Origin of the sequence: Rhodococcus sp. IEGM 1379, from assembly GCF_030056815.1 — a bacterium.
In the GTDB taxonomy this organism is placed as follows: Bacteria; Actinomycetota; Actinomycetes; order Mycobacteriales; family Mycobacteriaceae; genus Rhodococcus_F.
Window position 1 is genome coordinate 37590 of the sequence record NZ_JASHKR010000031.1, and the last position, 16217, is coordinate 53806.

The following is a 16217-nucleotide window of genomic DNA, read 5'->3' on the forward strand; positions in this document are numbered from 1 at the left end:
CATGGTCCTGAACCCGGATTCATCCGACCTACTCAGGGAGCGCAACTGTGATCCAGGAACTGTCGTACATCGGCATCGCATCACCGAGGGCGGAAGAATGGAGGACGTACGGAACGGAACTCCTGGGCGGCAAGCTCGCCTCCGACGGCTCCGACGGCTCAATCCGACTTGCAGTCGACGACATCAACTACCGAATCGCGATACACCCTGGCATGGAGGACGAATTCCTTTATGCCGGTTGGGGAATGGCGAATGAAACTGATCTTCGATCCTTCGCCGATCACCTCACCCGAAGCGGCGTCACCGTACAGTCCGGCGATTCCGAGCTACTGAGGGAGCGACAAGTTGCCGAGTTGGTGTGGTTCACCGATCCCTGGGGAATCCGCCACGAATTGTCGTGGGGCAAGGCTGCGACACCCTTGTCATTCACACCCGGACGGGCAATGCGCGGCGGCTTCGTGACCGGAGATCAAGGCCTCGGCCACATCGTCCTACAGGTTCCCGACATCGAACTGGCCAACCAGTTCTACGCCGACGTTCTCGGATTCCGCCTGTCCGATCGGATCACCGATGATCGCTTCACCGTGCGGTTCTACCACGTCAACGGCCGGCACCACTCGCTGGCTTTGCATGAATTCCCAGGTCATGTGGGGTTCAACCACCTCATGCTCGAGGTCGAGCAATTCGATGATCTGGGACGACTGATCGACCTACTCGATGCCCACAACACGGAAACAATGCAGACACTCGGGCGCCACACCAACGATCTGATGACGTCGACATACATCGGAAGCCCGTCGGGGCTTCAGATCGAGTACGGATACGGCGGCCTCACGATCGACGACCTGAGCTGGGTGGCGCGTACCTACAACCAACCGAGTTACTGGGGCCACAAGCGCCCGGCGAACACACGCTCCCGGATACCCGGAATCGTCAAGCCCGTGGAGATCACTCCGACGGGCGCATGAGCTTGGCCAGCCATTCCGTCAGCGACTGGCGGTCCTGCTCCGTCAACTCCCCGAAAATTATTGCTTCCAGCGCGTCGAGCGCCGCGTCTCCCTCGCGCAATTTCTCGATACCAGCGTCGGTCACAGTGACTACCTGTCGACGCCTATCGGCTCGATCACGTTCACGCACAACGTATTCCGACTCTTGCAAGGTGTCGAGATAGGCGACGATATCGCCGGGATCAACCACGACGCGCGACGCGAGTTCTTTCTGATGACAAGGTCCGAGCTCATGGAGCGTGCTCAGAATGGCGTGGTGGTTGGGAAGCAATCCGACTTCCGATAACGCGTCTGCATACGACTGTCGCACTCGTAGTGCCGCTTTGACCAGGCCGTATCCGATCCGGCCGGATAGAAGTCGGCTGGGAGGGGTCGCCTCGATCGCGGTCATCGACCCATTCTAGGTGCGAGCAAAAAGTAGGCCCGGCATAGAACTGGCCGGACCTACTTTTGCCGTTCTGCGAGTTGCTACAAGCTCTTCGCGATGATGCCCTTCATCACTTCGTTGGCACCGGCGTAGATCTTCTGCACGCGGGAGTCCTCGTACATGCGCGCGATCGGGTATTCACGCATGTATCCGTAGCCGCCGTAGAGCTGAACGCACCGGTCGACGATGGCGCACTGCTGCTCGGTGAGCCAGTACTTGACCATCGCGGCGTCGGAACCGTCCAGTTCACCCTTGAGGTGATCCTCGATGCAACTGTCGAGGAAAACACGGCAGGTGCGGGTAATGGTCTGGCATTCAGCCAACTCGAAGGCCGTGTTCTGGAACTCGAAGAGGCTGTGCCCGAACGCTTGTCGCGCCTTCGTGTAGGCCACCGTCTCTTCGACTGCGCGTTCCATGGTGCCGATGGCCTGCGCGCCGATGATGAGGCGTTCCTGCACCAACTGCGCCATCAACTGTCCGAAGCCGAGGCCCTCGGACTCGCCCAGGAGATTCGAGACGGGAACGCGTACGTCGGTGAAGGAAAGTTCCGACGTGTCGGCTCCGTGCTGGCCGACCTTGTCCAGGACTCGGCCGACGGCAAAGCCTTCGCAGTCACGCAGGTCGACGATCAGGAGTGAGACGCCCTTGGCACCGGCCTTGGGATCGGTCTTCACGGCGAGGACGATCATGTCGGCACTGCCACCGTTGGTGATGAAGGTCTTGGACCCGTTCACCACGTAGTGGTCGCCGTCCCGGATGGCCGAGGTCGTGATGGCTTTGAGGTCGGAACCGGTGCCGGGCTCGGTCATGCCGATGGCGCCCAGGATCTCGCCCGTCGCCATGCCCGGCAGCCACGCCTGTTTCTGCTCCTCGTTGCCGTACTCGAGGACGTAGTGGGCGACGATTCCGCTGTGTACGGAGTTACCAAGCGCGTAGTCGCCGCAGTATCCCTGCGCCTCGAAGATCGCGAGGTCGTGCGCGAATGTTCCACCGCCCCCGCCGTATTCCTCGGGGATGGAGCAGCACAGGAGTCCGAGCTTGCCGGCTTCGAGCCACACGGAGCGGTCGACGCGATGCTGCGCGTCCCACTGCTCGCGCTTGGCAATCAGTTCACGATCGAAGAATCCGCGGGCCAGTTCGGCCACAGCGGTGATCTCGTCGTCGTACCACGACGGCTTGCGCTTGGTCGCCATGATCAGACTCGCTTCAGCAGTGCTGCGAGTGCCTGGCCGCCGCCGATGCACATAGTGACGATGCCGTATTCGAGGTCGTTGCGAACCATGTCGCGTGCCGCGCGCAGGGTCAGGATGGCGCCGGTGGCGCCGACGGGGTGGCCGAGCGCGATAGCTCCGCCGTACGGGTTGGTCTTCTCCGGGTCGAGGCCGGCGTCACGGATGACGGCGATGGCCTGCGAGGCGAAGGCTTCGTTGACCTCGGCGATTCCGATGTCGGCCGGGCTCAGTCCGGTCTGCTCGAACAGCTTCTTCAGGGCCAGGACGGGTGCGTAACCCATCAGAGCCGGGTCCATGGCTGCAGTCGTGACGGCTTCGAGGGTGACCAGTCCGGTCAGTCCGCGCTCGGCAGCGGCAGTGCCGGTGGCGAGTACCAATACGCCGGCGCCGTCGTTGATTCCCGACGCGTTGCCGGCGGTGACGGATCCGCCTTCTTCGAATGCGGGGCGCAGTTTCGCGAGGGTTTCCATCGTGGTGCCGGGCTTGGGGTGCTCGTCCTCGGTGACGGTGACTGAGCGTCGGCCACCGGTTTCGACGGGAGTGATTTCCTCGGCGAAGGCGGCCTTCGCGGCGGCAGTGGCTGCGCGACGCTGTGATTCGACGGCAAATTCGTCCTGCTGCTCACGGCTGACGCCGTACTTGCGGGCGACGGCTTCGGCAGTGCGGCCCATGTGGGCGTTGCTGAACGGGTCGGTGAGCATCGCGACGGTGCCGTCGACGAGGCTGCGGTCGCCCAGCTTGTAACCGGAGCGGGCCGCAAAATCGTAGAAGGGCATGCGGGACATGCTCTCGTCGCCGCCCGCGAGGGTGACGGCGGCGCTGCCCCAGCGCATCTGCTGAGCGGCAGACCAGACGGCCTGCAGGCCACTGCCGCAGAGGCGGTTGACGGTGTAGGCGGGAACGTTCTCGGGCAGACCGGCAGCGATGCCGACGCGGCGTGCGTTGTAGGCGTCGGGGCCGACCTGGCCGATGCAGCCCATGACGACCTCGTCGATGTCCTCGGCGGCAACTCCGGCGCGGTTCAGTGCAGCTTTCGCTGCGGTGGCGCCCAGCTCGTGTGCGGGGACGTCTTTGAAGACGCCGCCGAAGCTACCTACGGGGGTACGAGCCCCGTCGACGATGACGATCGGTTCGGGAGTAGTCATGGGTTGTCCTCATCTGCTGAGCGCGAAGCGCGATTCTCTGTCCGTCGCCGATACTAGGACAAAAGAAGTATTTCGCAGATGAGGACGATCGTTCAGGACGTGGCTGCGGACTCACCCTCGAGTTCGACAGTCTTCTTGTCGTCGTTTCGATAGCGGTACAGACCGATTCCCACCAGGATCGCCGCGAGAGCAAGCGAAACGATCATCTGGCTGCGTGTGGATTCGAGAGTCATCATGCCGATGCAGAGACCGACGATTGCCACGATCGTGGCGTAGGTCAGGTACGGGAAGAGCCACATCTTCAATTCCAGTTCCACGCCCTCAGCTTCGAGCTTGCGACGGGTCCGGAGCTGGGAAACGGAGATGACGAGCCAGACGAAGAGTGCGATCGCACCGGACGAGTTGACCAGGAAGAGGAAGACCTTGTCCGGGGACAGGTAGTTCATGCCGACTGTCAGGAAGCCGACGATGGTCGAGACGAAGACTGCGCGCATGGGGACGCCGGTCTTCTCGATGCGCCTGAGCGCCTTGGGGGCGTCGCCGCGGCCGGCGAGCGAGAAGATCATGCGGCTCGCGGTGTACAGGCCGGAGTTGAGGCAGGACAGTACGGACGTCAGGACGACGACGTCCATGATGTTGCCGGCTCCGGGGATGCCGAACGAGTCCATGACGGCGACGTACGGGCTGAGTGCGACGGAAGCGCTGTCCCAGGGCAGAAGCGTGACGACAACGGCGATCGAGCCGATGTAGAAGATGAGGATTCGCCAGACGACCGACTTGACTGCTGCGCGCACAGCTTGCAGCGGATTGGCCGATTCACCGGCGGCGATGGTCGCAATTTCGGCTCCGAAGAAGGAGAACACCACCACAAGGACCGCGGCGAGCATGGCTCCTGTGCCGTTCGGCAGGAATCCGCCGTGTCCGGTCAGGTTGCTCATTCCGGGTGCTTCGACGCCAGGCATGAGGCCGAGGATCGCGAGGATGCCCATTGCGAGGAACGCGATGATGGCGACGACCTTGATGGACGCGAACCAGAATTCGAACTCACCGAAGGCCTTGACCGAGATGATGTTGGTCAACGTCAGCACGATCATCAGGATCAGCGCCCAGGTCCACTGCGGAACGCCCGGCACCCAGCGGTTCATGATCAGTGCGCCCGCGGTTGCCTCGATTCCGAGGACGATGATCCAGAACCAGGCGTACAGCCAACCGATGGAGAAGCCGGCCCAGCGGCCGATGGCTTTGTCCGCGTAGGACGAGAACGATCCGGTTTCCGGGGACGCTGACGCCATCTCGCCGAGCATGCGCATCACGAGGATGACGACCACTCCGGCGAGGGTGTACGAGATCAGGACACCGGGGCCGGTTTCCTTGATCGCGACGCCGGAGCCGACGAAGAGTCCGGCACCGATGACACCTGCAATGGCGATCATCGACAGATGCCGCTGCTTCAGCGTGTGCTGAAGCGCGGGCTGGTCGGTGCTGGACATCAGGGCTCCTTCTGGATCTGGATGGGTACTTCGAGGTGAATCGGTACTTTGCGGTAGCCAGTGTCGAACCTCGAGCCACTTCCAGGAAGGCTCCACTTTGTACAAACGTGATTGCAGGCACTACAAAGCGGCGAATTTGGGTGGCAGACTGTACGCATGCCGATCACCATCCGTCAGCTGTGCGACACCGAGTTGTTCAGACTACGCGTGCTGACCGGGCACGATCAATTAAATCGCCCGCTGACCTGGGCACATGCCTCCGAATTGCAAGATCCGACGCCCTTCCTGGACGGCGGTGAATTACTACTTCTCACGGGGCTGTCGCTCCCCACGACGGCGGCACAAACGACCCGATTCGTTCGAACTCTGGTCGCCGCCGGAATTGCTGGAATTGGATTCGGAACTGGCCTGCACTACGAAGAAGTACCGCGAACTCTGATCGACGCGACCTCGCATTTCGACATCCCGTTGATCGAAGTCCCACTGCAGACTCCGTTCATCGCCATCACCAAGGCCGTGTCGCGGGCCCAATCCGACGACGACATGAAGCAACTCCGAAACAACTACCAAAGCCTGCGGCGGCTACTGCAAGCTGCGCTGACGGTCAACGGGACGCGCGCCGTGGTACGCCGCGTCGCGGAATTGATCGGCGGCTGGGCCGGGTTGCTCGACAGCGCCGGCCACATGGTCGAGGTATCGCACGGCCCGGCGATCAGCGGAGTGGAACGCACCGCGTCCGAACGCCAGGCTCGGCCCATGGAGGTCAGTTTTCTCACGAGCGACAACGAGGACGTGATTTCGCATCCACTGTTGACGTCGACCGGCAAGTTGATGGGATATCTCGTCGCGGGATGTCCAGGCGCGGTCGGGTCCTTGAACCAGGGCATCGTCATCGCCGCATCGTCACTGCTGACACTGATGACCACCCGGGCACGTGACGCCCAGTTGACGATGAACCAACTGCGTTCAGTCGCGATGCATCAACTCTTCGAAGGGCAGAACACCCTGGCCCGCGACATTTCCGGGGAACTGTGGGGAGGTTTTCCGGTCGAGCCGTTCCAGGTCTTCCATGTTGCCGGGAGCAGCGGACTGCTGGAAAGCGTGTCCGTCTCACTGCTCGACGGCCTCAGCCGCGATCTCGCTTTCGGGATTACCGACGATGCGCTGACCGTGGTCGTGTCGGCGACGGACAGTGGACGAATCCTCGCGCGCATCGAAGAGGTCGACGTAACCGTCGGCGTTTCGGACGTTTTGTGGTGGGAGGATCTGTCACGGGCCAGAAGGCAAGCGGCGCAGGCGGCGGCCGAAGCAAGTTCACGTAACCTGCGCTCGATGCGGTTCGCGGAACTTTCGGAGAGCGGCTTGTCAGCGTTCCTCGACCAAGATCGGTCGACGGCCTTCGCGGCAGCCCACTTACGTCCCCTTCTCGAAGCGAAGGGCGGTAGCGAGTTGTATCGGACCTTGGCAATGTGGCTGGCCCACAACGGAGCCAATGACACTACGGCGACGGCCTTGAACGTCCATCGACATACATTGCGCAGCAGACTTTCTCGTATCGAGGTTCTTCTCGGGCTCGACCTCGGCTCGCCCACCGAGCGGGCCGAACTGTGGCTCGAGTATCGCCTTCTCGGTGATGCCCCCACCACCTGAGCCGGCTGCTGAACGACCTGAAGGGTCCCACCGGATTGCGGTGGAACCCTTCAGAGCCGTTTCGTGCGAGGTGCTACCGACCGACCTTCCCCTAGCTTTCGCCCGTCGGTATCCACTCGCGAAGCACGTTGGCATCTACTACCTGCGCACCCAAAACCTTTGTCCAGATGATGGTCCCATTCTCGTAAACGCGGAAGGTACCGGCCTCGGACGGTAACTGCATCTCCGGTCCGGCCGGAGCGCCGAGGGAACCGGAGGCCCCCCCGAACTCGCGATACTTAGCATCGATCTGCGTCTCGCCAACCGTACCGGACGCTTGTGAAATTGGCGAATTAGCTTCCGGCACTACAGATTCCGGAGCCTTAGGCGTTACCATATCGACGTCGTTACCGATAGTGAACCAGTCGGATTTCAGCCCTAGTTTCACCCTTGCCTGTGCTCCCGTCACACCGACAGTGGCGTTTGTGCCCACCACTTCGATTGCGCTCACGCGACCTCCGCCGGTCCCCAACCCATTCCGGGAGACGACCCTCAGAGACTTCAATTCACCGACTCCGAATGCTTCCGCAATCTCTCCCGCAGTCAACGTCTGCGTCCAATCGTGATTGGGAGAGATGGTGTCACCTTCGTCGGCAACTGCGGGGAACTCGCCGCCGGAACTGTAACCGCCTGTGGATGAAGAGAATTCGGTAGCCACAATCTGGCCGTCACGCGAAAGTACAGCTCCGCTGGTGGTGCGCACAGCCTCCGTGGTTCGAGGATCCTCCTTGCCCGCACCGCCGTACACCTGACAGTCCTGCGTGTCGCAGGTATCTGCGTAGGAGCTTCGATGTTCGACGGCAGCGTACGAACGTGCTGCTACAGCCTGCGCCCGCAATGCCTCCGCTCCGCCACTGTCAGCCCAATCGGCCTTGGCCTCGACCGGAACGACACCGAGAAGGTAATCCTCCATGTCGAGTAGATTCACGGTCCGCGCGGATCCGTCGTCGAGCACAACTCCGAGCGCACCCCGATACGGAGAGTTGTTGTCGCACAACGTCAAGAACTGATCGGCAGGCCGATCCGGAGACAAGTCGATCGGATCCACCCACGGATGATCCGTGACCGCTTCCCAGACAACTCCGCCGCCACACCCACTGGTGACAACCACATTTGCGCCGCCGCCCGGCAAAGCCGTCAGGTGCGCAGCTTCCCCCGGAGCAGTGCGCTGCCCGTTCACGACCATCCCGGCAGCGGAATAGACGTCGAGCGTCGCGTTGTCCTGAGCGGTGAGTCGCACACTCATCTGAGCGGCCGGCATGGTGTCGAGGACAGTGCCGCCGTAATAGTGGCTGAGAATTCGCTCGCCGGACCATCCTTGGTTTTTGGCGTAACCGTAGGCCCCCCACTGCCCCATCCCGCGGCCGTGCCCGTTGCCATGACCGGACAGGGTGAATTGAGTGTCGGCGGAGACTGCGGGCACGATCGACGGTTCGTCGACTTGGAACGCCCCGATTCCGCCGACGGCGATTCCCAGAGCGAGGGCGGGAACCAGTCCCAGCACCGAGATACGCATGACCGAGCGGCGTCGACCGGGTCCTCCCACCAAAAAGTAGCGCCCACCAGGCGTCTTACCTGCAGTTCCGCTTCTTTCGCTCTTCGCCATCGACGCTCTCCTGATCACCGCCGGACTCACGGGGTTGCGAAGTCGGGTCTCCGCACGTGGTCCAGTCCACAACAATTGAGTAAAGTCTCACCCTAAGGTTGAGCGTTATGGACTTGTGTGACTAGTGTTGCAAGAGTGCCCGGACTTAGCAACACCAGTCACACGAGTCACATCAGCATCACGAGTTGCAGACATATGCGTCCGAAAGACGGCGTTGATCCGCGAAACACGGCCTCCGACCTGCTCGGATCCGGTTCGGGTCAATTCCACTCGAGGCCGTAACCGGCCCTGAAATTCGCTCGTAAGTAACTACAACCGAGGAGTAACCCCTTGCCACACCGTCGTCCTAAGACCTCATTCGTACTTGGGGCCGTAGCCGTACTGGCTGTCGCAAGTCCGTTTGCGGTATACGGCCTCACCGACTCCACGCCCGATGTCCGTTCGGCAAACGAATCGTCATCCGTGGTGGCCCCCACCCAAATCTCGGAGATACTCCTCGCGTCGGTTCCGGACATCATCATTCCGATCAAGGAGCTGACCGGCCTCGATCTGCCCGACATCAACCTGGGCGATCTCAAGAGCCTGATCCCCAAGGATCTCCAGCTTCCCCCCGGAATCACGATTCCGACGGAACTGCTCCCGGCTCCCGCAGTCCCCGGCGCCGTCACCGAAACCCCTGTTCAGAGCGAAGAAGTACCCGGAGCCGTTGTCAAGCAACTGACTCGCGACACTCCTTTCAGCATGGTTGCGTTGACCTCCGACACGGTCGACTCGGCGAAGTCCAAGGTCCGCGCCCTGTCCGAAGACGGCATCTGGGGTCCGTGGTTCACACCCGACGCCATTGATTCCGCAAGCTCTGACCAGGCCACGAACAGCGGCAGCGCTACTGAACCCGTCTATGTCGGGCTTACCAAGGCCATCCAGATTCTGACGCCGCCGAGCGCACCGGCACCGGTCGCAGAACTGGCACCCGCAGCCGCACCTGTTGCGGAAGCTCCAGTTGCGGAAGCTCCTGTTGCTGAGGGCGAACTCGGTTACACCCCGGCATCGGTATCCAAGCCGCTCCACCAGGTCGAGACCGCCGCCGACGCTGTCACCGCTGTGCTGATCGATCCGAGCGCTCGTGGGGCTGACGCCAATCTGCAGACAGTTGCCGCACCGATCGCCACTGGCGGACCCGCAGTGATCACCCGCGCGCAGTGGGGCGCAGATGAGTCCAAGCGTTGCCAGAATCCGACATACGACGACGGTCTCGGCGGCGCAACCGTGCACCATACCGCCGGTAACAACAACTACTCCAAGGCCGAATCAGCCGGGATCGTCCGCGGCATCTACGCCTACCACGCACAGACGCTGGGCTGGTGCGACGTCGGATACAACGTCCTCGTCGACAAGTACGGTCAAATTTTCGAAGGCCGCGCAGGCGGACTCGACAGGCCGGTTCAGGGCGCTCACGCCGGCGGCTTCAACGAGAACACCACCGGCATCGCGATGATGGGCGACTACTCCAACGTGCAGCCTTCGCAGGCAATGCTGAACTCGGTTGGCCAGTTCCTCGGATGGAAGCTCAAGAAGGCCGGCCTCAATCCGCTGGGCACCACCGTCATGTACTCCGAAGGCACCGAGTACACCAAGTATTCGCAGGGAACGGCCGTGACGCTCCCGATCATCTTCGCGCACCGCGACGTCGGATACACCGAGTGCCCGGGCAATGCGGCGTACTCCCACATGGGTGAAATTCGTCAGATCGCAGCAGCAGCCGCAAACGGGGCCGGCCCCAGCAACCCCAGCCCGAACGTGCCGAACCCCAATCCGAACCCTAATCCGAACCCCAAGCCTCAGACTCCCGCCGATACCGTCGCCGGTGGCACCGGTTCCGTCAGTGACCTGGTCAACCAGGTCATCAAGATGACCGACAGTTCGCCGCTGGTTCAGAAGTGGATCGCCGAGGGTGGCGACCTAGGTCGTCTCGGTGAGGCGATCACGGGCGAACTGCAGGCGAAGTTCGGCAATCTGGGAGCGTTGTTCCAGAACGGCGCTATCTACACCTCCCCCAACGGGGGCGTGTACACCGTCCTCGGTGAGATCTTCAAGGCTTGGCAGAGCTTCGGATCCGACTCCGGTGTTCTCGGACTCCCCATATCGGACGAGTACTTGATTCCGGACGGATTCCGTAGCGACTTCGAGAACGGTTCCCTGATCTTCAACCAGATCACGGGCATCGTCACCCAGATCATGAAGGCTGTCGGCTAACAGTTTCGAAGCTAGATTCACCCTCGGGCGCTGGTGTGTATTACAACCACCAGCGCCCGAGGACTTTTGCTACCCCGTCGCGTGAATTGGTGTCGGTGACTTCGTCGGCTGCGGCCTTGGCATCGGCGTGCGCGTTGCCCATCGCGACGCCGAGATCTGCCAGTGCAAGCATCGGAATGTCGTTGGGCATGTCACCGAACGCAACCAGCCCGGAGAGATCGAACCCGAACTGCTCGGCCGCGCTCACCAGGCCCGACGCCTTCGTGACACCCGGTGCCGAGAGCTCGATCAGACCGTTTTCTGTGGAAAACGTCATGTCGGCAAGAATCCCGACGTGCGGGGCCAAGGCGTCGTACATTGCGGTGCTGGTCATGCCTGGCCGACGGATCAGCAATTTGACGGCGGGCGCGGCCAGGACATCATCCTCGGACATCTCGGTGTTGTCGGGGTTGAGCCAGGCATGTTCGTAGTCGGGTGAGCTGACGAACTGCGGTGTTGCGGCGTCGTGTGCACTGGCGCCCACTCGTTCAGCTGCCAGGCCGGCACCGGGAAGCGCGTGGAGCGCCAACTCCGAGAGTTCGACCAGAGCCTCGACCGAGAGTGTTGCGGCGCTGAGCACGCGGTCCGTGTAACTGTCGTAGACGACGGCGCCGTTGGCGCAGACGGACAACGGCGCGTAGCCCAAACTTTCGACTACCGGCGAAATCCAGCGCGGTGGGCGCCCGGTCGCCAGCACGAACGGTGTTCCCGATTCCACGACGGCGTGAATGACCTCGCGAGTACGGGCACTGACCAGCTCGTCGTCGTTGATGAGGGTGCCGTCGACATCGGTCGCGACCATGGTTGGACGGTCTGGGCTGATCTGACGGTCTGGGCTCACCCCGCCATTGTGCCTGTCAGGTACGACAGCGGTGCGCTCAGTGCGCTCACTTCGCGCGCTCAGTGCGCCCTCTTGGCACGTTCCTGCGCGTCGATAGCGGCGGCTTCCTCGGGCGCCGGCGCCCCTCCCCCGAGTCGATGCGGCACCCAATACGCACCCGGTTCATGAACGAAGCCTTCCTGGACGTGGCGCAAAATTGCGTCCATCTCGATGCGCAGGATCTCACTGAGGGCATCGGCCGGTTCGACGGGTTCGATCGCGGAGCCTACTTCGACGGATATCGGAAACTTGTTGCGGCCCAAATTCTTCGGCCCACCTTTGGTGACGAGCCGCTGGGCGCCCCAGACAATCACCGGGATGATCGAAACGCCCGCTTCGATGGCCATGCGGGCGGCACCGGACTTGAATTCCTTGATCTCGAAGCTTCGGCTGATCGTCGCCTCCGGGTACACACCCACCAACTCGCCACGACGTAGGGCGTCGACGCCGACCCGGAAGGCCTCGGCACCCGCGGACCGATCCACTTCGATGACACCGCAACCGCGCATAAGGAAACCGAGAATCTTGTTGTCGGCCAGCTCCGTTTTTGCCATCAACCGAAGCTTGCGCTTAGTTTCACCCACCGCGAGTGCTGCCTGGACAAAATCGAGATAGCTCGTGTGATTGATCGCCACTACCGCACCACCCGTATGCGGAATGTTCTCGAGTCCCGTGCGGGTGACCGCCAAACCCTGAAGGCGGCAGAGGACACGCGCAATGCCCTCAACTGCGCTGTAGACGGGTTCGACGGCCATCAGATCGTCATGCCGACTTACGTGCCTCGCGTGCTTTCGCTTTTGCCTCGGCTTCTTCGGCGTCCATCTTGTCGGCCTGTTCGAGGGTGGGTGCGCTGCCGCCGAGTCGCGCCGGTACCCAATATTCGCCGGCCGGGTGCTGGTAGCCCTTCTGCGCTTCGAGCAGCAGTTCCTGCATCGTCGAGCGCAGCTTAGCGGTCAATTCACTGGCAGGCTCGAACGGTGCGATCGGCTCGCCGACAACGATCGAGATCGGAGTGTTGGTGCGTCCCAATCGCTTCGGGAACCCCTTGGTCCAGACGCGCTGCGCACCCCAGATCGCGACTGGGATGATCGGAACACCGGCCTCGATGGCCATGCGAGCGGCACCGGACTTGAATTCCTTGATCTCGAAGCTACGGCTGATCGTCGCCTCCGGGTACACACCCACCAGTTCGCCGCGCTTCAAGAAGTCGACGGCGGCCTTGTAGGAATCGGCACCGGCGCCGCGATCCACCGGGATGTGCTTGAGTGAGCGCATGATCGGGCCGGAAATCTTGTTGTCGAAAACTTCCTTCTTGGCCATGAACCGGATGTAGCGCTTGGGGGTGCGTGCCGGCAGACCCGCATACGTGAAGTCCATGTATCCGGTGTGGTTGATGGCGATCACCGCACCACCGGATGCTGGAATGTTTCGATCACCCTGGACCGAGAACTTCAGGCCTTCGAACGCGAAGACGGTACGGGCGATGCCGATGACTGTTCTGTATACGGGGTCCACGGGTCCCCAGCCTAGCCGTCAACCCGTGATCTGACCCACCGTCCGGGTGGGCGTTTTCAGCGGTGACGTCGGTTTATTTGCAGTGCTCAGGGGTTGCTTGATCGAGGACCCTCCACGGAGGGCCTACGCTGGTAGCGTCGCTCAGCTCTTTCAGGAGGCATACCAGTGCAGGTCACCAGCGTCGGTCACGCCGGATTTCACATCTCGACCACTGCAGGATCAATCCTGTGCGATCCGTGGGTCAACCCCGCCTATTTCGCGTCGTGGTTCCCGTTCCCCGACAACACGGAGTTGGACTGGGATGCCATCGGCAATTGCGATTACCTCTACGTGTCGCATCTGCACAAGGATCATTTCGATCCGGAGACCCTGAGCAAGCACGTCAACAAGGACGCCACCGTCCTGTTGCCGGACTATCCGGTGCCGGACCTCAAGCGTGAGCTCGAGAAGCTCGGCTTCCACAAGTTCTTCGAAACCGAAGACTCCGTCAAGCACACCATCTCAGGTGCCGGCATTCAGGTCGCTCCGCAGGCTCCGCTCCAGGCGGGTGAACTGGAGATCATGATCATCGCGTTGCGCGCCCCGGCCGACGGCCCGATCGGCGACTCCGGCATCGTGATTTCCGACGGCGAGACCACTTGTTTCAACATGAACGACGCTCGTCCCGTCGACATGGATGTGCTCGGCGAGCAGTTCGGCAAGATCGACATCCACCTTCTGCAGTACTCGGGCGCCATCTGGTACCCGATGGTCTACGACATCCCCACCGGCACCAAGCGCAACTTCGGTAAGCAGAAGCGTCAGCGTGGCATGGACCGCTGCCGTAGCTATATCGAGCAGGTCGACGCCACCTGGGTGGTTCCGTCGGCCGGCCCGCCGGTCTTCCTTGACGACGCTTTGCGCAGCCTCAACGACGATCACGGCGACGAAGGCAACATCTTCCCCGACCAGATCGTGTTCCTCGAGCAGATGCGAATCCACGGCAACAACGGCGGGCTCTTGATGATCCCCGGCTCGGTTGTGGACATTCACGGATCCGAAGCTGTTCTGTCCCATCCGATTCCGGATGCCGACGTAGACGCTATCTTCTCGAACAAGGCCGAGTACATCGAGAACATGGCAAAGAAGATGGCGCCTGTCATCGCAGCCGAAAAAGCTACGTGGGCATCAGCCGAAGGCGAGCCCCTTTTGGGCCCCTTGCAGGCGAAGTTCGAGCCGATCATGGCGCAGTCCGACGTCATCTGCGACGGCATCGGCTACCCGGTCGGTCTCGTCATGGGCGACGAGACAGTGGTTCTCGACTTCCCGAAGCGAATCGTCCGTGCGCCCATCGAGGGTGAAGGCAAGTACCGCTACGGATTCCGCATCGCCCCCGAGTTGGTCCGTACAGTCCTGCGCGACGACGAACCCGACTGGGTCAACACCATCTTCCTCTCCACTCGCTTCCAGGCTTGGCGCGTGGGCGGCTACAACGAGTTCCTGTACACGTTTTTCAAGTGCCTCACCGACGAGCGCATCGTCTACGCCGACGGTTGGTTCTCCGAAGCGCACGACGACACCGCATCCATCGAGGTGGGTGGCTACGAAATTCAGCGTCGTTGCCCGCATCTCAAGGCTGATCTCACCAAATTCGGTGTGGTGGAAGGCAATAACCTCACGTGCAACCTGCACGGCTGGCAGTGGGATCTCGAAACCGGCAACTGCAAGACCTCGCGGGGTCACGAACTGCGAACACGCAAGCTCTGATCCCAGGATAGACAAAAGCGGGGCTGGAAGGTCATCAGACCTTCCAGCCCCGCTTTGTTCTACCAGCTACCTGTTACGAACCGAAGATGTTTCCCAAGGAACCCAGCGAACCTGAACCCGAGCCCGTTCCACCGGTTCCGTCGTCCACAGCGGTGATATCGACCGTCGACGGAGTCGAGATCGACGTCGCCACACCCAAACCACCACTGAACACTGCAGTGACCGTGTGACTACCCGTTGTCGTAAAGACGTGATCAAGAACAGCAACACCATCGACCACACTCACTGCAGCACCCAAAGGCACAGTGCCCTCGAAGAACTGCACCGTACCCACACTGCCCAACGGCGACACATTCGCCTTCAACTGCACAGCAGTACCCACAACACCCGAAGCCGGAACCGTCAACGTCGTCGTCGAATCCGCATCGATCGGCGTTTCAACAGTCACATTGACCGAAGCCTCATTCGACGTCGAACCCGCCAACGTACCGGCACCGCTGTACACAGCAGTCACAGTCGCCGAACCGGGTGCAGTGAACGTGTACGACAACGTCGCCGCACCATTGACCACCGGAGCAGAGCCGACACTGTTGCCGTTGACCTTGAAGTCAACCGTGCCACCCGACGGAGCCGGATCACCCGAAGGCTGACCGGCAACAGCAGCAGAAAGATCCAGTGCTACACCGACCTTCGCTTCACCGGCAACACTGAGCACCGTCGTCGACGTCGTGTCGACTACCACTGCATCAGAAACCGTCACCGTCTGAGCCGAAGCCGACGAACCCACAAACCCTGCCGCCGGCACGAAAACCGCAGTCACCGAATGCGAACCCGCAACATTGAACGCATGACTCAACGTCGCCGTACCACCGGAAACCGCAACCGGCCCACCGATGTTGGAACCACCATCACGGAACTGAACACTGCCCACAGCATTAGCCGGAGTCACCGTCGCCGTCAGATCAACAGCCACATCCGTCGTCGCAGCAGCCGGAACAGTCAGTGCCAGAGTGGTATCCACATCCAGCGGAGCCGGATCAGAGACCGTCAGAGTGACCGGAGCCGAAGCAGCACCGGAACCAACAGCATTCGCAGCAACAGCAGTCACACTCAACGTACCGGCAGCACCGGTCACGATGTCGCAACTGAACACGCCCGCAACATCAGCAGTCGCCGTGCACGTCACAT

At 61.7% G+C, this 16217-nt stretch carries 13 protein-coding genes; 4 read left to right on the forward strand and 9 right to left on the reverse strand.

Annotated elements, in window-relative coordinates:
- Positions 1–47: 47 nt before the first annotated feature.
- Positions 48–968: a VOC family protein gene (locus QM600_RS17380; protein ID WP_283262729.1), complete on the forward strand. Its 921-nt coding sequence runs from the start codon at positions 48–50 to the stop codon at positions 966–968.
- On the opposite strand, the gene QM600_RS17385 is transcribed toward QM600_RS17380, so the two are convergent.
- The 4 genes from QM600_RS17385 to QM600_RS17400 all read right to left on the reverse strand — a co-directional run bounded on the left by QM600_RS17385 (position 949) and on the right by QM600_RS17400 (position 5301).
- On the reverse strand, positions 949–1398 hold the full coding sequence (locus QM600_RS17385; RefSeq protein ID WP_283262730.1) for a MarR family winged helix-turn-helix transcriptional regulator: 450 nt from the start codon (positions 1396–1398) through the stop codon (positions 949–951). The two genes, QM600_RS17380 and QM600_RS17385, sit on opposite strands and share 20 nt — an antisense overlap.
- 77 nt (positions 1399–1475) lie before the next feature.
- The gene (locus QM600_RS17390) at positions 1476–2627 is read right to left on the reverse strand and encodes an acyl-CoA dehydrogenase family protein (RefSeq protein WP_283262731.1); all 1152 of its coding nucleotides are present in this window, start codon (positions 2625–2627) and stop codon (positions 1476–1478) included.
- Between the two features lie 2 nt (positions 2628–2629).
- Positions 2630–3811 (reverse strand): thiolase family protein, encoded by a 1182-nt coding sequence (locus QM600_RS17395; protein ID WP_283262732.1) that lies wholly within the window; start codon positions 3809–3811, stop codon positions 2630–2632.
- A gap of 92 nt (positions 3812–3903) precedes the next feature.
- Positions 3904–5301: an amino acid permease gene (locus tag QM600_RS17400; RefSeq protein WP_283262733.1), complete on the reverse strand. Its 1398-nt coding sequence runs from the start codon at positions 5299–5301 to the stop codon at positions 3904–3906.
- A gap of 156 nt (positions 5302–5457) precedes the next feature.
- Between QM600_RS17400 and QM600_RS17405 the strand changes: the two genes are divergently transcribed.
- Positions 5458–6951 (forward strand): PucR family transcriptional regulator, encoded by a 1494-nt coding sequence (locus QM600_RS17405; protein ID WP_283262734.1) that lies wholly within the window; start codon positions 5458–5460, stop codon positions 6949–6951.
- Positions 6952–7042: 91 nt separating this feature from the next.
- On the opposite strand, the gene QM600_RS17410 is transcribed toward QM600_RS17405, so the two are convergent.
- Positions 7043–8596, reverse strand: a complete 1554-nt coding sequence (locus tag QM600_RS17410; RefSeq protein ID WP_283262735.1) for a SpoIID/LytB domain-containing protein — start codon at positions 8594–8596, stop codon at positions 7043–7045.
- Between the two features lie 330 nt (positions 8597–8926).
- Here QM600_RS17410 and QM600_RS17415 point away from each other — a divergent pair, with 330 nt between their 5' ends.
- On the forward strand, positions 8927–10849 hold the full coding sequence (locus QM600_RS17415; protein WP_283262737.1) for an N-acetylmuramoyl-L-alanine amidase: 1923 nt from the start codon (positions 8927–8929) through the stop codon (positions 10847–10849).
- A 40-nt stretch (positions 10850–10889) separates the two neighbouring features.
- Here QM600_RS17415 and QM600_RS17420 read toward each other — a convergent pair whose 3' ends face one another.
- From QM600_RS17420 to QM600_RS17430, 3 genes are all read right to left on the reverse strand, one after another.
- Positions 10890–11711, reverse strand: a complete 822-nt coding sequence (locus QM600_RS17420; protein ID WP_283262746.1) for an HAD family hydrolase — start codon at positions 11709–11711, stop codon at positions 10890–10892.
- A gap of 77 nt (positions 11712–11788) precedes the next feature.
- Positions 11789–12523 carry a lysophospholipid acyltransferase family protein gene (locus QM600_RS17425; RefSeq protein ID WP_283262738.1) on the reverse strand — a complete coding sequence of 245 codons (735 nt, stop codon included), beginning with the start codon at positions 12521–12523 and terminating at the stop codon, positions 11789–11791.
- Positions 12524–12530: 7 nt separating this feature from the next.
- The gene (locus QM600_RS17430; protein WP_283262739.1) at positions 12531–13283 is read right to left on the reverse strand and encodes a lysophospholipid acyltransferase family protein; all 753 of its coding nucleotides are present in this window, start codon (positions 13281–13283) and stop codon (positions 12531–12533) included.
- A gap of 165 nt (positions 13284–13448) precedes the next feature.
- Between QM600_RS17430 and QM600_RS17435 the strand changes: the two genes are divergently transcribed.
- A complete protein-coding gene (locus QM600_RS17435; RefSeq protein ID WP_283262740.1) occupies positions 13449–15029 on the forward strand; it encodes an MBL fold metallo-hydrolase in 1581 nt (526 codons plus the stop codon).
- A gap of 73 nt (positions 15030–15102) precedes the next feature.
- Here the strand turns inward: QM600_RS17435 and QM600_RS17440 are convergent.
- A partial coding sequence (locus QM600_RS17440; RefSeq protein ID WP_283262741.1) for an Ig-like domain-containing protein occupies positions 15103–16217 on the reverse strand: 1115 nt, incomplete at its 5' end.